Here is a 20,982-nt window from a genome sequence, read left to right as displayed (position 1 = left end):
GACGTGAATTTAGGCAACTTTCTAATAGTACTCACCACGGCCGCGTGCCTGACCTGCACCTTCAGTTATTTTATGGTATTGCGAGGCAAGGCGAAATTCGCCGAGTTGGGCCGTCTAAGTTATAAATATTTTACCGCGCTGGTATTAATGGCGTGCGCCCTTTTGTTTTATTATTTCATTTCCGGTGATTATTCATACAAATATGTTTATGATTATTCATCGTCAGACCTGCCGCTATTTTATTTAATTTCCGCATTCTGGGCCGGTCAGCAGGGCACTTATTTATTATGGCTGGCGCTTCTGGCCTTTTTCGGGTTTTATCTAATCTATCGGGGCCGCGAATATACCAATCATGCGATGTTTGTTTACGGTCTGATAAATTTCTTTTTCTGCGTTATGCTGTTGATATTATCGCCCTTTGAAAAGTTACCCGTGGCGCAGCCCGAAGGAGCCGGATTAAATCCTTTGCTGATTGACCCCTGGATGGTTATTCATCCGCCGGTAATATTTATCGGATATGCGGCCGCGGCAGTTCCGTATGCAATCGCGCTGGCGGCTCTGATTAAAAATGATTATAAGAATTGGCTCACGATTGTTTTCGTCCCGGTTACGGTCGTTGCCGTGACCCTGGCTGCCGGAAATATTATGGGCGGCTTTTGGGCTTATAAGACTCTGGGTTGGGGCGGTTACTGGGCTTGGGACCCGGTAGAAAATTCCTCTTTTATCCCCTGGATGATTTCGCTGGCATTGGTTCATGGATTATTAATTGAAAGAAGAAGCGGTTCTCTTCCAAAGACAAATCTGTTCATGGCCATATTAATTTTTCTGTTAGTAGTGTATGGCACGTTTTTGACTCGCTCGGGAGTGCTGGCGGATTTCTCGGTCCATAGTTTCGTAGACTTGGGAGTTAATAATTTACTTATTAGTTTCATGTCGGGTTCGATCCTTCTGGCCTTGTTTTATTTCGTGATAAGATTTAAGCGGGTCAAGGGCCCGGCCGTCAATCTGTCAATGACCTCAAAGCAGTTTGCTCTTTTGTTTTCCGTTTGGGTATTAATTTTAATCGCATTGTTAGTTCTTTCCGGGACATCCTGGCCGCTGATTACGAGCGTTTTTGGTGAAGCCGGCGCGGTGGATACGACGGTCTATACGAAAATCACGTTTCCCCTCGCAATCCTGATGGGGATCTTTCTGGGATTGGCTCCGGCTATGGCTTGGAATGGCGGAAATCTCAAGGATTTGTTGAAAAAGAGTATTATCTCGATTGTAGTCGCGCTGGTTATTAGTTTGGTATGTTATTTCCGGGGAGTTAAAGAATTTACCAATCTATTATATATTTTTACGGTGTCGGTGGCGGTCATCTCCAATCTGATTGCTTTGATTAAATTGTTGCCAGGTAAAATCAAATCCGCGGGAGCTCAGTTGAGTCATTTTGGATTCGCCCTTATGCTTTTGGGCATCCTGGGATCGTCGGCTTATGCTTTGGGAGAAAAAATTGTTATTAATCGTAATGAAACCGGATCGGTATTTAATCTTGAGATTGAATATCAGGGACTGACCTCTCATTTGGAAAATCCTCAAAACGAAATTCTTCTTAAGGTGTCCGACAGCGGGGAAATTTATGAGGCACGGCCAAAATTATATTGGTCTGAGCGATCTCAGGGCTTAATGAAAAAGCCTTATATTTCGCGTCATTTATTATATGATATTTATTTCGCTCCTGAGCAAATCCAGGACTTGTCGGCTCAAAACGGGATAATATTAGAACAGTCTCATGCCATACCTCTTGGTTCATACTCTTTCGCATTTAAAGGCTTTGCAACTGACGCTCACGCCGAAGGCGGGGAGATGAAATTCGGTGCCGAAATTGAGGTGACCGATACTTTGGGGCAAATGGGAATCATAACTCCTGCGATAATTTACAGACCCGCCGGAGGGATGGAGTATATCGACGTTCCCCTCAGGGAAGGTCTTGAAAATCATCGGGTTCGATTGGAGCAAATCTATGCTGATCAGGGTGCCGTTCGCATTTCCGTCGAGGGCTTAACCGATAAAAATCCCGAAGATCGCCTGATTTTGGAGGTCTCCAAAAAACCAACAATGAATATTCTTTGGGCGGGAACTATCCTTCTTGTACTGGGAGGATTGCTGTCATTTGGAAATCGCTGGGAGAAGCAAAAAAATATCGCTTGACCTGCCTCGTGCCAATTGCACAAACCAGCCGCTCAAGACGTCTGAGTAATAAAAAAGGGATAATTTTCCTTGCCCGGCGGGGCCGAAAGTATTATTATTATGGCCTTGCGTTTCGAAACTTTCGGGAGGAACAAATGAGAATATTGATTTCGTTCCTGACGGCAATATTATTATTGCTGATAACAGGATGCAGTTGGTTCGAAAATGATGACAATACCGTAAATCCAATTCCGAAACATCATAATACCTATCCGGTGTTTCACTTGAAGATCGACAATGATTATCAAATGTTCGGCGTCGATTCCGTACTTTTGACCGTCGAGCCGGATATCGGCTGGCTTGAATCGGTTTATACCGACACCAATGGATTTATCGGTACCCTGGGTTCAGGAACCTATATCACCTCAATTGATACCGCTGTGATTTCGGTTGATTCAATCATTATTGACACTACTGTCACCCCGATTGATACCACTGTGATTTCGGTTGATTCAATCATTATTGACACAACATCTGTTGTCTTTGGTTTCAATCCGCAACAAGCTTATACTTTCAGCTTTACAAGACCGGATACATTCACCTGGATTGATTCATTCCGTATTGATTACGCCATGACCATTGATTCAGCCTGGGACGTAGTTTCGGCCGATACAGCATTTACTTCCAAAACTTTTGATCCCTCAAGGACTCCAATATTCAAGTATGATTCGATAGGTATCTTTCACCCGGATTCCCTATTAGTACCTCCCGATTCGATTTATGAGCAGGAAGTTTATTATGCGGAATGGTTTTTTTATATAGTAATTCTGGATACCATTTCTCCTGATCCTTTAGTTATCGATACAACCATCGATACAACCATATCCACGCACATAATGGATCCCCTGGCCCAGCTTCCTCTGGCTCCAGACACCACTTATTATGATACTTTGCTTTGGGGTTTCTGGGGAATTGTCGATTCATTCTATCTGCCCGTAGATTCAGCCGGGTTATGCGAACTGGCGATGGATACTATTCTGGATACGATTTCTACTGATCCTTTAGATATTGATACTACCATAAACGATTTCTTTGTTGAAATTACGGTTGTCAGCATCAATCCCGATTTCCTCCCGTATATAACAATAGATACGTTCCAGGTATATATTAATTGTGATCCTACTGTGGCACAATCGAAAAGGCGGTTTTACCGTACTTATGATTGGACGGAATTCGATACCACCGTGCATTTCACGTTCCCGGATACTACCAAACAGCTTATTTTTGAAAATGGTATGGTGACGGTCAATAATACCGAATCGGAAGTCAGTAAAGCGACGACAATGTACTTTATTGACGCCAATGGAAACATGAGTACGGTTGACGGTCTGGTATTTAATCTGACGATACCGGCGGTTGAAGTCTTCCCGCATTATCAGATTATACTTAAGGATGAGTAAATTCTTTTAGTCGTATGATAAATTTTCAAACCCCGCTTTTTGGCGGGGTTTTTTATTTTTTATTTTTTTATTGACATAATTTAATTCAAGCCATATACTGACAAAGTAAACGATTTCGGTCCGCGTCGCGGATAATAGGGAAGACGGTGAAAATCCGTCGCAGCCCCGCTACTGTAAGCGGCTACGAAAGGTTCATATCCCACTCCCGGATATCAAATTCGGGGGGAAGGGAGCCTGATAGGCTTGATGCCGCAAGCCAGGAGACCTGCCGAACTCAGGACTATTAATTCGACAGCCCTCGAGGGAGGGAGCGTTGGAGCTTTCCCGACTGACAAGAGGCGTTGTCGGGATTTTTTGTTGCTTAAGTCCCGTCACGCCGCGAACCCTTGCCTGCCATAAAATTCTTATACTTCTGGCTATTCTAATTTCGATTGGCGGTCAAGCCCTCGCACAATCGACGGTAACGCTATCGGGGCGGGTTTTTGATAAGGCCGACGGCTCCCCGGTAAGCGGCGCTTCGGTAAATATTTCTAACTCTAATTATGTAGCCCGGACGGATAACACCGGATATTTTCATTTTGAACATCTTCCGGTCGGATTCGTTTCGGTAACTGTCATCGCGGAAGGGTATATTCCTTCTGAGCAATTAAGTATTGAAATTATCCCCGATATGTCCCGTAAATTGAATATTTATCTTGAAAGGAAAATATATAATTTAAAAAACTCGACCATCGTTTCATCAACAAAATCATCGCAAAGCTCAGCAGATGTTGAAATTATCAATCGAAAAAGTATAATTGAATCTAAGGCGGAGGATCTTGGTGATATTCTTGACAACGCTAATGGAGTGGCAGTCCTGGAATCGGGAACCGGCGGTAAGAAAACCGTTAGTATAAGAGGATGCGAATCGCGCCATGTCCTGGTTATGCTGAATGGCCACCCCTTAAATAACGCGGGAGACGGCGTTGCCGATCTGAACTCAATACCCCTTGAAATAATCGAGCGCGTGGAAATATATCGAGGGAGTTCGTCAGCGAGGTTTGGACCCGGAGCGATGGGGGGAGCCGTAAATATAATTACTCTGTCCAGAAGTTTCAAGAATCCGGCGGAGTTGTTTTTCAATCGCGGTTTGGGCAAATGGAAGACGGAAACGACTGACGTTACCGGCACCGATATAATCCCTAATTCAGCGATAATCAATGTATTCAGCTACAACCATTACCGGACAAACGGCGATTTTCATTATAAATATGTGACCTTGCCGGTCGGAGTGGTCGAGTCTGGGATTCGACGGAATGCCTATACTGTTAGAGATAATTATTTTATTTCGGGAAAGTATGATAGCTCTCCGAAATCATTTTTGACATATACCGGTCAGTTTTTTTCATCTAAATACGGCCTGCCCGGTCCCGTGACTCAGCCCGATGATCATGCATATAAAGAAGATAAACGGATATTGGGTAGCGCCGCTTATGATTATCTTCCAACTCCCCTTCACAATATCAAATTAACCTTGAATGCGTCGCGGTTTGAGCAGCACTATAATAATATCAAATCGGCAAACCCATTTAAGCGAACTGAAAATCAATCCTTTACCGATAAAATTTCTTTTGACGCTCTTGATACATACTTATCTCCAAATTTAGGCGATCTCCAATGGGGGATTGCTCTGCGCCAGGATAGAGTTGACCATAAAGATCTATTCCGCCCCACCCAATCAATGGGCAAAACGGTTCGAAGCAATGGCGCTGTTTTTGTCAGCCTTCGGAAAAAATTCGAGATTTCTGATCCCGGCATGTCGGTGACATTCAATGGCGGCCTGCGTCATGATTACAATCGCACATCTAATGAAAATCATGTCAGCCAAACCGGCGAGAATCACTTATCTTCATTAAATATTTTATCAAAGAAAATTGGTCTTGCTATTTCAACCGGCAAAAAGATTCGTATGACTCTGCGCGGCAATTATGGGACGTCGTTTCAATTGCCTGCCTTGGTCGCGCTTTTCTGGAAGAGTGACGCATGGGCTGTCGGAAATCCATTATTAAGGCCGGAGAGATCCGAACAGAGTGAAGCTGGATTTGAAATTGAATATGAGGGTAAAATTGATCTATCAGCCGGAATTACATATTTCCATAATCACATTAAGGATATAATCGTCTGGCGTCTAACTTCTCCGGGGTTTGCCTGGAAGCCGGTGAACCTTGATGCGGCCCGCATTACCGGGCATGAAGATTTTATTCGACTGGGACTTTTTTCCAAACGCCTGGAAATTTCTTATCAAAATACCGTCCTGGTTCCTAAAAACAAAACCGCAAGCAGCAGCAATCATAATATGGATTTAACTTATCGACCTCGATATACAACGACGATTCAAACAAAATTAACGGTTTGGAAAGCGGTGGGACAATATTCGATTCGCCTGGTCGATAAAAGATATTCACTTGATGCCAATACCAAATGGTATGACGCCTATCGAATTGACGATTGTTATATTGCGCTTAAATTAAATTACTCAAATATCCGGATAGAAACCGTTTACCGGATCAAAAATCTCAGGGATGAAAATTATACTCTCATCGGTCAATTCCCGATGCCGGGGAGAGACTGGAGTATTGATTTATCTCTGACCTACCGGTTTCCCGATAAATCACCAACCAAACTTACAAAAGGAGAAAAACCATGATACGCATTGGATGTTTTTTATTTTTGGGGCTATTTTATGCTTCTATTATATTTGCCGCCGATCCAACGGCTTACGTTGTCAATACCTCGGGCGAAACACTTTCAAAAATTGATTTGAATACCGGACAGGTTACAAACAACATAATCGCGATTGGAACCGATATTTATAGTTTTCCCAATCAAATAATTATCCGAGACACTCTGGCTTATGTAGTCTTATCCGGGACGTCTGAGATTCAAATAATAAATCTAAATAATGAAACGACCGTTGGATGGATTGAGCTGCCCGAATACAGCAATCCGTTTTGGATGGCATTTTTTGACGATCAATATCTTTATGTCACCTTAATGGTCAACAACAGCGTCGCCAAAGTCGATGTCACTACCGGTGAAATAGTAATAACCGTCGAAGTGGGTCAATCACCCGAGGGAATAATTATCTATAACGATCGCGCCTATATCGCCGTTACCGGATACGATTTTGATACATACACCTGGGGTCAGGGAAGAGTAGTTGTCTATGACTGCCTCGCCGATACTGTTATGAATGATTATGAAATCCTGACCGGAACCAACCCTCAGTTCCTGGCAGTCGATATGCAGGGAATTATACACTGCATTTGTACCGGAGATTACTGGATGAATCGCGGAGCGGTATATCGTATTGATCCCGCTTCCAATAGCATCATCGATTCTAAAGAGCTGGGCGGGGACCCGAGTCTGCTTGCCGTCGGAGCCGATAATATTGCCTATATTTCAGCCGGAGGATGGACCGACGATGGCGAAGTTTATTCCTATAATTGCGAAACTTTTGAAATTTATCATGACGCGAATAATCCGATTTATGTTGATTCCGGTTCGATGGGAATCGTAGCTTTTCAGGATACGACCTCATTTGCCTGCACTTTTGGGGACCGGATATTCCGAATAAATTCTGAGGGACAAATTATAAATACCTATAATGTCGGCGACGGCCCGGTGCATATCGATTTTAATTATCAGCCGGGAGACGCCAATGGAGATTGGGGAGTGGATGTCGGAGACGCCGTTTATCTGATAAATCATGTGTTTAAGAATGGCCCGGCACCCTCCTGGCCCGGTTGGCGAGCCAATGTAAACATGGATAAATACGTCAACATAGGTGATGCAGTATATTTGGTGAATTTTATCTTTCGAGACGGTCCTGCCCCCAGAATAGGGTCTGGTATAACATATTAATCTGTTGTATAATAGTCATTTATACAAATTAATGAGAATTCTCAAATTGTTTAAAAAATGATATAATTGGCCAATTTGCGAATCTGGAATTTCTGAAATATCTGAGTATTATGAAATAAATTGCTAATTCGGGATAATAATTGTTGCATATTTTTTAATTTGTGTGTTATATGAGTACAGGTTGTTGTGGATTTATTCCACTTATGCGTTATTGGACAACCTTTAATATCCCTCCCAGATAAGGCGCTGTGCCTGGTCCCACAGCTCAGCGCCTTAGCCCTTTTTTTGTGTAATCATTCTTGGATAGCTATTTTTTTGTGTTACAAATAATCCAAAAAATATTTAGACTTTACTCTCGTTTTTATGTCTAATATATTGATGAAAATTAAATCATTGCGGAGGAGAATGTGAAATTTACTTTTGGTTTTGTGATCATTATAGTCTTTTTAATGGCCGGCCTGGTTTTCGCTGACGCGGCCGAGGAGTGGGCCGACCGGCATATCGAAATTCTCGATAAAGAATTAAGACTCAGTTCCAGTCAGAAGGATCAGATTCATCCGATACTGATTGAGGAATTTAATAAGCGCCAGGAAGCCCGGGCCGAAAGATCCGAACATAGACGAGGTGATCGTGATAGCCGCCAGGAATGGTATGATAAAGTCCATAAACGGATCGGTTTTATTCTCGATGATCGTCAGAAAAAGAAGTTGAAAAAAATGGAATTTGTCAGAGACTGGTCGAGTGATGATCAATTGAAAACTCTCATCGAACGATTGAAATTGACCGAAGATCAGCAGGAAAAAATCGCAAAAATTCTTGAAACCGCAAATAACGATCGTCAGATTCTTATGGATGAAATGAGAAGCGGCAATCGGGATCGCCGCGAAATGCTCCAGGCCATGCAAGGTATAAGTGAGGATACCGATAAAAATGTCGAAGCGGTTTTATCTTCAGAACAGATAAAGGAATATCAAAAGATTAAAGACGAACGCCGCCAGCGGATGGAGCAGCAGCGCGACCGCATGGGCGATGGGCACAATCGACGGATGGAGGGAGGACATTAATTTTCAATTGAGTAAATTGAGATTTTGGAATATGTATTAAAGCCAGGAATTACGCTCTTGCCTTTATTTTTATAGATCTCTCAGGAGCATCATCTTTTTAGTTATTATCTGGTCACAGACAGTGGCACGGTAGAAATAGACACCGCCGGGGACATCATTACCGTGATCGTCTTTGCCGTCCCATATAATTTCAATCATACCCGGCGCGGAATGACCGTTAAATTTTCGAATCGTTTCGCCATATATATTGAATATTTCAATAGCCCAATCGGATTCAAAGGCCAGAGCGATTTGTATTGCGGTCGATGAGCTAAACGGATTAGGGTAATTTTGCATTAATTCGAAGACAACCGGTTCATCGTTGATTTCAACCGGAACATTTTCGCCGTGATAATGGGAAATCTCGGCATAGTTCAAATTGACTTCACCTGCTGATTGAAAGCCTAAAATACCGCCATTGCCCTCTTCGATTTTTTCAGTTCCTATATTGAAAACCAGTATTCTAAATTGCCCTGAATCGTTGTGGTAAACGATGTCCATATCTGCGGCGTTATCAATCAGGATCGGTTCGAACAAATCGCTCGTTACGTCGAATTCCAGCAACATTGCCCCGAGATCATAAGGGGATTCGTAATAAATTGAATTGTTTTCTCCATCGATAAAATGTATAATCTCAACCGGTCCCAAATCTGGAATAGTCAAATATGGAAGGGCATCGCCCACAATAACCCTTACAAGATAGACTAAGTCTCCAACTTCAAGAGGTGTACCATTGGCATTAAAGTCAGTATTTTCTGTCCAATAATCTGCTTGACTTCCAAATGCCGCAGGTCCCGATATGAAATAATTAGTCATCATAACCGCAGTGGCGATAGTATACAGATCGTACCAAGGGTGATCATTAATCAATGAATCACAGATAATTCCAAACCCACCATTTATGAAATTGGCGGTCGGTGAAAAGACCACCTGCGAATCTTCGGCGCATAAGGATGGAATAATGCCAATTCCGAATTCATCCACATTGCCAGACCAGACAAGTTGACCGGTATCATAGACGGCTGTGGCGCAAATCGCGCTGTCGGGGAAATCGGTGAATAGTAGATTGTCATAGCAGTCTTCCCAGTAAAATCTAATAGACGAAAACGAACAGTCATTATCATGATTATTTTTTGTAATAAATGTCAAAACGGCAATCGATGTTGAATCATCGGTCTGACCTTGTAAGGGCACAGGATCAAAGCTAATATTGTTGAATGCATAAAGATGCAGCAAAGGCGGGGTTTTTATGTCACCGGAATCTACCGGTGGGATATAGCTATATGTAAAATATTCCCATTTATTGTCAATGAGAAGACCGCCAGCGTATCCTTCGACAAAATCTACATAAGCCGGGTCATAAGTAATTCTTAAATCGAGAGCGGTTATTTGCGAAAAATCGCCGGCGAATTCTATAGAGGCTTGTCTGTAATGACCCAAATATGCATCGCGCATGTATTCAATTTTAATATCAAATTGAGCTTTATCATTTTCCGGCCCTGCCAGTTTACCGCCGCAACCGGACAGAAAAAAATATATAATGCCCCAGCAAATAAAGACTATTACTTTTGATATTTTCCGATTCATTTGTCCCCCGGTTAAGGGAAAAGTGCTCGTTTCTATATCGTCTTTGTCATAATATAAATATAAAGAGAAATTTGTCAATCGCCTTTATGTCCATAGGCGACTATCCTGTTATCGTACATAAGAGTGCGGCAAATCAAGAATTTCTCCAATTATGGATAATAATATGCGTATTTGATTCAATGGTAAATTGAGCAATCAATTTTGGTGTAGGAAAAAGTAGTTGATAGCGGTTATGAAATTGAAGTATTTACGGGTGTCTCATACAAAAATCTATCATCAAATTTTTTGGGGAGGCAGTTGTGCATATAAAAGCTCTCGCGGAAAAACTAAAGAATTATAAAGGCAGGAAAGGTGCGGCCAAAAAAGCGGGACAGGCATTGCCGGCTTACGGCGGCCTGAAAGTCAGCGAACTGCGAAAAATGTTCTACTCAATGCTTCTGGCTCGGCGCATCGAGATGGAAGAAAAGCTGCTTTTGCGAAAGGGCCATTGCAGGTTTGTAATCGGTTGCGGCGGCAAGGAAATGATTGATATTGTCGCGGCGCAAATTCTTCGGCCTAATGATCCTTTTAGCGGGTATTATCGCAATAAAGGTTTTGATATGCATCGCGGCGTATCGGTTCATGAAAAAATGCTGGAGGCGATTGGCGATCGTCGCGGTCAGGCGGTGGGAGGTATGCTTCAGCCATCCCATTCGGCTTATCTCGACAAAGAAATTCTGCCTCAGGCATCGCCAACGGGATCGCATGCTCTCGAGGCAGCCGGACTGGGCGGAGCGATTATTCATCCGGCGCCTATTTCAAAACAGGCAGTGTTTCCCGGCGGGCGTTATCCCAAAGATGCTGTCGTATATTGTTCCATCGGTGAAGGAAGCACCTCCTCGCCGGAATTTGCGCGGGCTGTGTTTTATTCGGTCTTCGATAAATCACCCAATGTTTACGCAATTTACAATTGCGGCTGGGCCATCTCGGTTTCGGTCGAAGAACAATTCCCCGAAGGCGATCCAACTACACCATTCGAGGGATTTCAGCGTTTTGGTCTTAAAATCTTTCGCTTCGACGGAACTAATATAAAGGAATCGATCAAGAATGTATGCCAGGCGATAGATTACGCTCGCAGCGGGGCCGGGCCGGTATTGATGAATGTCAAAGTTACTCGTGAGGAGTCGCATTCCGGTTCGGATGACCAGTCGTTCTACATGGATCCCGATTTGCAGAAATGGCATATCGAGAATGATTGCACATTGAAAACCGGTTTGACATTTATCAAAGACGGCGCGATTACTCCCAAACAGATTGGCCAGATGTGGGATGAGATTGAAAAAATAGTAATGGAGGAGTCCGAAAAAGCGGTCAAAGATTATCAACCGAAACGGTTGGAGGACGTGGAAACCAAAGTTTACGATTATACTTTCGAAAAAGCTCAAAAAACCTGGACGGAAATTTTAAAGGCCGCTAAGATTGACCGAAAGAAAAAATTCGCCGAGTATCATAAGAAAAAATATTTCCCCAAACCGGATCTCCCGGAAAATTTGGGGCCGATGACGATGCGCTCGGCGATTAATTATTCCCTGATGGAAATTCTGGCTCATTCCAAAGACGCTTTGGTTTTTGGCGAGGATGTCGGCGATTTTTCGGGCGAGATATTGAATCATCCCGAGAAGATGAAAAATCTCAAAGGCAAAGGCGGGGTGTTCCTCCTTTCCAAAAACCTGCAGCGTGAATTCGGTCAGAGCCGTAGTTTCAATACGCCTCTTGATGAAGCCGGTATCCTCGGACGCGCTATCGGGCATACTTTTCAGGGCCGTCGGCCGATTCCGGAAATTCAGTTTCTCGATTATGTATCGCCCGGGTATCAAATTCTTAAAGATCGGATTTGCACTCTCTATCAGCGTTCCAATTGTCAATGGACGGCGCAGATGGTGATTCGTGTTTCCTACGGCGGGTATAAGCAGGGCGCGGGCGCGTTCTGGCATAGCGAAGCCAATATCGGTACCTTTATCAATATGCCGGGGATTCATGTTGTTGTGCCGTCGAACGCTTATGATGCCGCCGGGCTTTTGCGCACCGCCTACGCCTGCAACGACCCGGTTCTTTTCTGCGAATCGGTAGCGCTGTATAACCGCCGCGATTGGGAAGGCGTGCCGGTCGAAACCGAATATCCGCCACTTGATGAAATGATCCCGTTCGGGCAGGCCAAAGTTTATTATCCCGAGCATAAAGACGTCGCAATTATCACCTATGGTACGACGGTTCATCTGGCTCGCCGGGTAGCCGAGATTCTCAAGGAAGAAAGAACCGGCGTGCGGGTTGTCGATCTGCGGACGCTGCGTCCTTTGGATAAAGAAACAATAATTAAATCTGCCGAGGAATGCGGGCGAGTCGTTGTCATCAGTGAAGACCGCTGGCACGGCGGGGTGGCGGCGACGATTTCGAGTGTTATTACGCAGGGCAGCGCGATAAATTATCTTGAAGCGCCTGTCAAACTGGTGACCGCTATCGATTCGCGAGTTGCTTACGGAGTTGACGGCGATGATATTTGTTTGCCCAATAATAAGAAAGTCATGGCGGCCGTTAAGGAAGTCATGAGTTATAAATGACCGCATACTATCTCCTGCACCCATAAGCCCCGGTTGAGCAATCGACCGGGGCTTTGTTGTGGTCACTGATTCTGCTTTTGCAGAAGTTATCCACATAATATTTTTTGAAAATTCCTTGTAATTTACTGTTTTGTCTTGGATTGCGGAGAATTGGGTTCGTTTTGTCCTTTTTCGTATTGCGAGGATTTTCATCTTCCCCAAATGGGTTTGTTTCCTCAGATTAACGTTTTGGGTCATATCAAATCGGTGGTGATTACTAAAGCATTCATATTTTTCCTGCAGGAGTCGCTTGCGAGGAGCCCTGAAAACAGGCGTCGCCTGTTCCCCTACCAAGCTTTTGCCGGCCAGGCTTTTGCCTGTCTTGAGAGGGGTTTCCCGCAAAGCGGGGCGTGTTGAAAAACCACTGCCAAGAGTTGCGGCAGATCTTGATTTTGTGAAAACAAAATTGTGATCTGCTGTGTATCAAGAACTTACGATTCGAAATGTTTCCCCATTCCTTAGGCTGAAGATCATTTCAAGACTTTTTCAACAAGCCCAGCGGGATGGGGTGTGTTCCCTTTCTTCATACAAAATGGGAGATGTTAGTAATTAATGGCAAATTTTGTAAAAATTGTGAAAAACGATAAAGTGATTGCCATTATCATATAATTATGCTATAATTAAATGCGTTTACGGGAATCCATAATTTGGGCAATTGAGTGAATGAAAATAATTATACTATTTAGGCAGTGGAGCACCCGCCCATCGGTTAATTTCGTTTTCTGATTATTTGAGAATTTTGAAAAATAGATAAATAACGATAGCTAAATCAAGGACTAAATATGAAAACAAAATCGGTAAAGCCAAACTATGAATCATGGCCTAGAAAAAAAGTGAGGACCACTGAATTGTTTCTTGATCCTGAAAATATTAGATTACAGATTGAGGTTAAATCATCCCAAGCCGCACTGATTAATGACCTCTTTTTAAACGAAAATGCCATGCAAATTTTGGAGAGTATGGCCATAAATGGGTTTTTTCCCGATGAAGTTCCTGTGGTTATCAAAGAAGGTAAGAAGTACACCGTAATAGATGGTAATAGAAGGGTCGCGGCTCTCAAAGTTCTTGCCCGACCTGCGATTGTACCCACGAAGGAAATAAATGTAAAGAAACTAATTAAAGGCGCAGGACGATTTCCAAAAAGTATTGCTGTAATTTTAGCACCTGACCGTGAATCGGTAAGACACTTCCTTGCCAGTAAACATACACAAAATACAAGACGCCCGTGGCGACCACTAAGACAGGCATATTTCTATAAAGCGGAATTAAAAAGAGGCAAAACCGTCCAGGAATTGCGAACAGAATATCCCGGTGTAGATATTGATAAATTCTTAAAACTGATCAATTTCCACAAAATAGCAAAATCTATCACTTATGATAATGAACAAACGGCAAAAAAGGTGCACAATGAGAGATCGTTTCCGGCTTCAACCATGGAAAGATTGTATGAAGACAAAAATGTAAGAAATTTCTTGGGCTTCGAATTCACTAAAGATGGCGATGTTAAAATTAGAATAGCTAAACTTGAGTTTGAAAAAGGATTCAAAAGAATTATTCAAGATGTCGTTGATAAAGTTGTAGACTCTCGCGCACTAAATAATGAAAAAAATAGAAGTGAATATCTCTCCACCTTACCGAAATCTTGCATTCCAAAACAATCCAAGGGAGCAAGAATAATATCGAGTAAGGATTTCGAGGAAAAAATTCCACCAAATATAAAGCGAAGAAAAAAGCTTGCTCCAAAAGATATAGTTTTTACATTAAAAGCTCCAGGAGTCCGAAGAATGTTAATAGAGTTGCAGAGCATTGATTTTCACAAATTTCCAAATGCGGCTCATGATCTTTTAAGGAGCTTTCTTGAATGCGCATTAAAGGCATACTTCCTTCAAAGGGGCGTTACTATAACACCTCCCAGAAGAGGAAAATTTGTTTCTCTTGATGATGTTCTAAAAGAGTTCAAGAAAGAGATGGACAAAATAAGGAAAAGGGAATTGTCTCAAGTCACCCAGAGGATAATTAGCAATAATACAATGACATCGTATTCGGCGCAGTTTCTCAATGCTACCAATCATAATCCTAGTGTTTTTGCAGTTGATAAGGATGTCGAAATGGCATGGGATTCTATGGAAAGTCTTTTTAGATATATATTAAACCCGAAGTAGCGGAGCTTTTATGAAAATACCAAATAAGAGAAATCATAAGTACCATTATAGCCCGTTGCGATATCCTGGCGGAAAAACGTTTTTGTTTCCATTCTTTGATAAATTGATAAAAAATAAATTTCAATCAGCTACTACATATATAGAACCGTACGCAGGTGGTGCTGGGGCAGCCTTAGCTTTACTGTATTTAGAAAAAGTCGATAGCGTAATAATAAATGATTTAGATAAGGCCATTTATTCTTTTTGGAAATCTGCGATTTGTGATACGCGTCAATTTATAAAGAAAATATACTCTACTCCAATTACTATTAGAGAATGGAAAAATCAAAGACTGATATATCAAAATCGCCGCTCTAAACGATTTGATTTGGGATTTGCAGTATTCTTTCTAAACCGAACAAATGTTTCAGGGATTATAGATGGTGGGGTCATTGGCGGTATAGATCAAAAAGGTAAATGGAAAATTGATGCCAGATTTAATAAGGATAACTTGGCAAAAAGAATTGAACAGCTTTCTGAATATCGTAACAGGATTGAAATATCCCAAAAGGATGGTATTCAATTAATAAAGGATTACTTGGACAAGAAAGATGTTCTTATATATTTAGATCCGCCATATTATGAAAAAGGTTCTTGTTTGTATCTTAATCATTACAGACATACGGATCATGAACTTCTCGCGAGTTTGCTGAATGAACATTCTGATTCCAACTGGGTTCTTACTTACGACAATAATCGTATAATAAGAGAGCTTTACGCGAACAGAAAACTAAGAAATTATTCTTTGTTTTATAATACCTATAAATCTCGCAAGGGCAAAGAGGTTCTAATACTTTCAGATACTCTGGCAAACTAAAATTCCACATTTTTTTATTATTTGATTTATATATACACTGCATTGGTACCACAACCTTGTTGCGAGGTAATTCCTAACCATTCACTCCAAATTCATTCCCGGCATTTTTACATAACAATTTAAAACTGATTTTTTCAGTGATTTTATACTGGTATAGCCGACGGATTCATAAAAGAGTTTTTGTTTTTCATCATCATCGGTGAGAAGAACATGCGACCTGACATGTTCGAATCTCTTCAAACATCGATTAAGAAGTTCACGGCCAATCCCCCGATGCTGGAAATCCGGATCAACAAGAATATCCTGGAGGTAGTGGATAGCGCTGTCGTCAGACAGACAGCGCGCCAGGCCGATAAGCTTATCATTCTCAGTGCAGATAACTACGTAGGTAGAATTTGTTACGGCCTTGATAAGATTTTCCGGTTCTTTTGTATAGGTGGTCCAATTGACCGAATTATACAGCCTGAGAATATCATCTTCTGAGATATTCCTGATGCCCTCGCAATATTTTAACATATTTTTCTCCGACGTTAAGACAAATCTCAGAATATAGCTTGCTTCAAATAAGATACAGGTGAACGTTTGGTTGTCAATTTTATTTAGTCCGGTGGCCCATTGTCCGCGTGAAACGGGGACGGTGGGTTCCCGCATTCGCATTTAATAATAGAGTAACTTTACGATAATTGCAACAAAATTGGAAATGATTTACCCTGTATGACTGTTACATAAGTTACACATTAGATCGGTTACTCGCATCTTAAAGAATCCACCGGATTGGCCAGGGCCGCGCGAGCGGTCTGAATACTGACCGTGAGTCCTGTTATAACGATAGTGATGACCACTGATATGACAAAAAACTCCCAACCAAAGGTCGCCTGGTAGGCAAAACTTGACAGCCAGCGGTTGATTACAAAGTAGGAAAGCGGAATGGCAACTGTGATTCCCGCCAATACAAGGACCAGCAATTCTTTATAGAGCAGTTCGAGGATACTGAAAACGGTGGCTCCCAATACCTTGCGAACAGCGATTTCTCTACCACGGCGTTCGACTGAAAATGCGGTAATACTGAGCAGTCCCAGGCATGCTACAGTGATAGCAAGAAGCGAAAAATAGGTGGTCATATGCGCCAGTTGCCCTTCGCCATTGTAACGAGTCTCAATATCCTCTTGCAAGATAATATAGTCGATCGGATAATCCGGCGCGAGTTCAGACCACTTCGTTTCAAACCGGTTTAGAGTACCTGTCAGTGCACCAGACTCCACGCGCATTGACATTATTGTTAGGTTATCCGCTGAGTTCTCAAGCATCACAGGTCCGATTTTTGAGTGCAGCGACTCGTTATGGAAGTCGCGCACTACGCCAATAACCTTTTTTGTAACGAAATCGGTGCCTGATGGGCGACGCACAACGCGACGAATATTCTTACCGATGGGATTGTTCCAACCAAATAGCGCAACCGCAGTTTCATTAATGATTATTGCTTCAGCAGTATCAGTTATAATGTTCTTGGAGAAATTTCTGCCCTGGACAAGCTCCATGCCAAGCACTGGAATAAAATCGGCGTCAACTCTTATCGCGGTCAACATCATGGCATTATTGTCAGAAAAACCCTCAGGAATAACACTCATCACCATTCCCCCTCGACCTGGTACAGAGGACGAGGTTGTAACGCCAACAACGCCCTCTACTGCAATAAGCTCATTCCGCAATATGTCCAAGGGGGGTACCGAGGGATCGGTGATGTCGGGCAGAACCACCAAATCCCGGTGGTCAAAGCCAAGCCCCTGGTTCTTCATATAGCTGATCTGATTGTAGATTACTAGAGTGGAGATAATTAGAGCGACCAAAGTGGCTGATTGTACGACTATCAGGACCCGACGCAGAATTCCTTTACCGCGCCCCTGTGCGAACGCGTGTCTAAACATATTGGTCGGCTTTAATGATGAGAGATATAAAGCCGGGTACGCTCCAGCCATAGTTCCGATGATCAACGCCCCAACTACAGCCCCGAGTAAGAAACTTGGGTTCATCAAGTCGCTCACACTGAAATCTAATCCGGTTAATTCGTTAAAGGCAGGAAGGGCCAGATTCATCAGCCCCAAACCGATCACCATACTAAATATGAACAACATGACAGCTTCACCAATAAACTGCTGTATTAGCTGCCTACGCTGAGCGCCAAATATTCTGCGCATAGCGACTTCTCCGGCGCGTGTTGCGGATCGGGCTGTGACGAGGTTAACGAAGTTAAAACACGCAATCAGAAGCACTAATAAGGCAACGCTTGAGAACAGATAAACATTGGTAATATCACCTTCGGCGAAAGAGTCTCTCTCCAAATTAGACTTAAGGTGAATCTCTTTTAGAGGCTGGAGAAAGAGTTCCTGGACAGCTCCACGAGAAGCAAGGATTTTACCTAAGTACTTATCAATGAGAGCTGGTAGCTTTTGCTCAACCTGTTTGAAGTCAACATTCTCAGGCAAAAGTATATATGTGAAATATGCCAGCCTGTTCCACATACTTAGAAGCTCGCGGTCACGCGAGTATAGTGTCTGAAACGAAAGTAGCATATCAAAACGCAAATGCGAGTTTTGTGGCACCTCCTGCAAGATTCCTGTCACCACAAATTCGTCAGCGCCATCAATCTGAAGAATCTTGCCTATCGGATCTTGCTGACCAAAATAGCGATGGGCAACCTCCTGGGTAATTACCGTTGAATACGGCTCAGTAAGTGCCAAGCGAGGATCCCCCGAAATCAAGCCAAATGAGAAAACCTCGAAAACAGAATTGTCGGCATAGTAGGCGCCATCTTCAATGAACTGGCGATCCTGATACTTAACTCGCAAGGTTCTGGCTATACTGAATCGAACGGCGGTGCTAATCTCAGGAATGTCTTCTACCATTGCGGGACCTGCCGGAGCCATTGTTGTTGCCGCACTTCGATCCATATTACCAATTTGTAGGCGGTTTGTGACGCGATAGATGCGATCCGCGTTGGCGTGAAATCTGTCATAACTCAGTTCTTCAACCACCCACAGGAAAATCAAGGCGCAGCAGGCCATGCCGATCGCCAATCCAAATATATTGAGGAGAGCGTAACCCCAGTGTCTAATCGCGTTCCTCAGTGCAAGAATCAGATAGGTTTTGAACATAAAGTTCCTCCTGGATATTTTATGGAATCCTTCAATTGATGGGAAGTGCAACTCGTCGCTTTAGAAGCTCCTGCGTAAGTCCACTCAATGTAAGAATGAGAAGCCATGCTGGTTCTTCTACGCTCTATCTTGCACCCGGTTCCATAAAAATTCGTATCCCACCCATTGGGTAGGGATTTTGGGTGGTATGAACCTGTTTGATAGGTAACAGTGTGATTCGGGCAGATAAGTAACAACATAATAATATTATTCGTGAACCTCTTGCTGGGAGTATTCCATGCGCATTGACGTTTCCGTAACTGTGTCCCTGTTCCTTTTTCTCTCAGGGACTCCTATTTTAGCTGATGATGGCTATCTCAGTCCAGGAGAAAAGAAATTCCTTACTTGGTTACTTTTCTTCCTTATAGGCGTCCCAGTGTTGAGATTCTTCCAACTTCTCATTAGTAATCCCCGAAAAGCCTTGCGTAGAGCGCGGGATGATCTTGCTGCTATTGTTTCCCTCCCTTCTTCCCTATTCCAGAAGCGCCGCAAATCTCTACGTCTCGTCGGTAGTCAATTTCCGGCTCTGATATTTAAGACAATTGATGGACTTTCCCTATCGCTTGATTCCTTCCGAGGACGAATTGTAGCGGTGAGATGGTGGGGCGATCACAGCACCACAGTTCTTGAGAAACACACACACGTCTACCCGGATGATGAGAACGTCGTATATCTTTTCGCTTACACCGGTGGATTCTCAAGAAAGATCGTGGATACACCGCCTCCGAGTATGGAAAAGGCAAAGACCATGATCGTGAATGACATGAAAGATCACTTGGCCAGACTTTTCGATCTAAAGTATGGAGGGGACTACGTAAGCGCTCTTGTGGTCGATCCTACAGGTATTGTGCGTACACCTCCACATGACGATACTACTGGGTGGGAGGAATCATATGGTTTTCTTCATGAAAACGAGCAGAAAGATAAGTTTCTCATTGAGATGCTGTGTAGGTCAACTGCGAAGGGACACTCCTGACCGCCTATGAGTCGATTCTCGCCAGTTGACGTGGGGTAGTACCACTTGACGGTTCTGCAGCTCCTATATGACTCCTAGAAAATCCGGTATCTGAAGGTAACTCCCCAAAAAACAAAATCCCCGAAGTCATTGGACTTCAGGAGCTTAAATTTGGTAGCGGGGGCAGGATTTGAACCTGCGACCTTCGGGTTATGAGCCTGTTCGATTGTCCGAACAACAGAAAGCACCAGACACTAACAGGTAATAATAGCAACAACTTAGCTTGAGCCTTTTGTCTGGTGCTTTCTCTTATCTTCTATTGCTTTGGCTAATTCTGTTAGAAAAATGTTAGAAAGAGGCGTATGTTAAGATAGACAGCAATCATACCGTTCGTATCTAAGTTCAAATAGGCTCGCACAATATTTGTGCAATATTTAATAAAAATAACTGAATTATTTTTATTTCCACTGACACTATTTGTCACCCCTGTTTGCTATTTTAATAAGGGAAATTATACACTGTTGACCTGGAAGGTCAAGAAAGGATCAAGGTGTTTCACTATGCGTAAAGAAAAACCGACCGCCGAAGAAATCGTTGAAAAGGCGAAACGGATCAGACTCCACGAAAAGGGAACAGCGTACGGCAAGAAAGATGGAAAGGGCGCTAAATTCACGCCCGCCGACACATCCCATATCAAGACGCTGGATGAATTCGAAGAAGGACAAGTTATAGGTGTACTTGAAAACGAATTCGAAGGCGATGAGACCGGCCTCCCCGTAGGCAAACACAACATGTATTTAGCAAATGTGGGCGGCGACTGGCATGTTTATGCCGAATCCGGGGGTAGTATCGTAGCGGAAGCGGTACGTGTTGACGTTGAGTACCATAAAGTAGGCGACCGTAAGTCAACAAAACCGACATTTAATCCCCACGGCTGGTGTTTTTGTGTATGTGTGT

The 20,982-nt window shown here is 43.0% G+C and carries 13 protein-coding genes and 1 riboswitch; of the genes, 10 read left to right on the top strand and 3 right to left on the bottom strand.

From position 1 onward, the window contains the following. Window positions 1-3 precede the first annotated feature (3 nt). The 5 genes from ccsA to V3V99_01680 all read left to right on the top strand — a co-directional run bounded on the left by ccsA (window position 4) and on the right by V3V99_01680 (window position 8,599). The gene (ccsA, locus tag V3V99_01700; GenBank protein MEE9441364.1) at window positions 4-2,193 is read left to right on the top strand and encodes a cytochrome c biogenesis protein CcsA; all 2,190 of its coding nucleotides are present in this window, start codon (window positions 4-6) and stop codon (window positions 2,191-2,193) included. 134 nt (window positions 2,194-2,327) lie between these two features. Continuing rightward, window positions 2,328-3,632 (top strand): hypothetical protein, encoded by a 1,305-nt coding sequence (locus tag V3V99_01695; GenBank protein ID MEE9441363.1) that lies wholly within the window; start codon window positions 2,328-2,330, stop codon window positions 3,630-3,632. 99 nt (window positions 3,633-3,731) lie between these two features. Then, window positions 3,732-3,920, top strand: a riboswitch (cobalamin riboswitch). Window positions 3,921-3,945: 25 nt separating this feature from the next. Then, window positions 3,946-6,318, top strand: coding sequence for a TonB-dependent receptor (locus V3V99_01690; GenBank protein MEE9441362.1), 2,373 nt, complete (start codon window positions 3,946-3,948; stop codon window positions 6,316-6,318). Next, complete coding sequence (locus V3V99_01685; GenBank protein ID MEE9441361.1) at window positions 6,315-7,535, top strand: hypothetical protein; 1,221 nt, start codon at window positions 6,315-6,317, stop codon at window positions 7,533-7,535. The genes V3V99_01690 and V3V99_01685 overlap by 4 nt, the downstream gene beginning before the upstream one ends. A 407-nt stretch (window positions 7,536-7,942) precedes the next feature. Next, entirely contained in the window at window positions 7,943-8,599 is a 657-nt protein-coding gene (locus tag V3V99_01680) for a hypothetical protein (protein MEE9441360.1), read from the top strand. 69 nt (window positions 8,600-8,668) lie between these two features. On the opposite strand, the gene V3V99_01675 is transcribed toward V3V99_01680, so the two are convergent. Then, window positions 8,669-10,225 (bottom strand): T9SS type A sorting domain-containing protein, encoded by a 1,557-nt coding sequence (locus V3V99_01675; protein ID MEE9441359.1) that lies wholly within the window; start codon window positions 10,223-10,225, stop codon window positions 8,669-8,671. Window positions 10,226-10,524: 299 nt separating this feature from the next. Here V3V99_01675 and V3V99_01670 point away from each other — a divergent pair, with 299 nt between their 5' ends. From V3V99_01670 to V3V99_01660, 3 genes are all read left to right on the top strand, one after another. Next, a complete protein-coding gene (locus tag V3V99_01670; protein ID MEE9441358.1) occupies window positions 10,525-12,822 on the top strand; it encodes a thiamine pyrophosphate-dependent enzyme in 2,298 nt (765 codons plus the stop codon). A gap of 821 nt (window positions 12,823-13,643) precedes the next feature. Further along, window positions 13,644-15,023, top strand: coding sequence for a hypothetical protein (locus V3V99_01665; protein ID MEE9441357.1), 1,380 nt, complete (start codon window positions 13,644-13,646; stop codon window positions 15,021-15,023). 10 nt (window positions 15,024-15,033) lie between these two features. Next, on the top strand, window positions 15,034-15,879 hold the full coding sequence (locus tag V3V99_01660; GenBank protein MEE9441356.1) for a DNA adenine methylase: 846 nt from the start codon (window positions 15,034-15,036) through the stop codon (window positions 15,877-15,879). Window positions 15,880-15,960: 81 nt separating this feature from the next. Here the strand turns inward: V3V99_01660 and V3V99_01655 are convergent, their stop codons facing one another. Beyond that, window positions 15,961-16,395, bottom strand: a complete 435-nt coding sequence (locus V3V99_01655; protein ID MEE9441355.1) for a GNAT family N-acetyltransferase — start codon at window positions 16,393-16,395, stop codon at window positions 15,961-15,963. 230 nt (window positions 16,396-16,625) lie between these two features. Next, the gene (locus tag V3V99_01650) at window positions 16,626-19,031 is read right to left on the bottom strand and encodes an ABC transporter permease (protein ID MEE9441354.1); all 2,406 of its coding nucleotides are present in this window, start codon (window positions 19,029-19,031) and stop codon (window positions 16,626-16,628) included. 277 nt (window positions 19,032-19,308) lie between these two features. Here V3V99_01650 and V3V99_01645 point away from each other — a divergent pair, with 277 nt between their 5' ends. After that, entirely contained in the window at window positions 19,309-20,046 is a 738-nt protein-coding gene (locus V3V99_01645) for a hypothetical protein (GenBank protein ID MEE9441353.1), read from the top strand. 539 nt (window positions 20,047-20,585) lie between these two features. Beyond that, window positions 20,586-20,982 (top strand): hypothetical protein (locus tag V3V99_01640; protein MEE9441352.1); only part of this gene is annotated, 397 nt, incomplete at its 3' end.

This window comes from Candidatus Zixiibacteriota bacterium (assembly GCA_036480375.1).
Classification (GTDB): domain Bacteria; phylum Zixibacteria; class MSB-5A5; order GN15; family JAAZOE01; genus JAZGGI01.
Note: the sequence above shows the minus strand (reverse complement) of the source record. Positions and strands in the feature narration are given on the sequence as shown.

Excerpts from the sequence above, each read along its gene's own strand:
- V3V99_01660 (MEE9441356.1), top strand. The coding sequence starts at position 15,034 with ATGAAAATACCAAATAAGAGAAATCATAAGTACCATTATAGCCCGTTG.
- V3V99_01695 (MEE9441363.1), top strand. The coding sequence starts at position 2,328 with ATGAGAATATTGATTTCGTTCCTGACGGCAATATTATTATTGCTGATA.
- V3V99_01685 (MEE9441361.1), top strand. The coding sequence starts at position 6,315 with ATGATACGCATTGGATGTTTTTTATTTTTGGGGCTATTTTATGCTTCT.
- V3V99_01655 (MEE9441355.1), bottom strand. The coding sequence starts at position 16,395 with ATGTTAAAATATTGCGAGGGCATCAGGAATATCTCAGAAGATGATATT.
- V3V99_01650 (MEE9441354.1), bottom strand. The coding sequence starts at position 19,031 with ATGTTCAAAACCTATCTGATTCTTGCACTGAGGAACGCGATTAGACAC.
- V3V99_01675 (MEE9441359.1), bottom strand. The coding sequence starts at position 10,225 with ATGAATCGGAAAATATCAAAAGTAATAGTCTTTATTTGCTGGGGCATT.
- V3V99_01645 (MEE9441353.1), top strand. The coding sequence starts at position 19,309 with ATGCGCATTGACGTTTCCGTAACTGTGTCCCTGTTCCTTTTTCTCTCA.
- V3V99_01665 (MEE9441357.1), top strand. The coding sequence starts at position 13,644 with ATGAAAACAAAATCGGTAAAGCCAAACTATGAATCATGGCCTAGAAAA.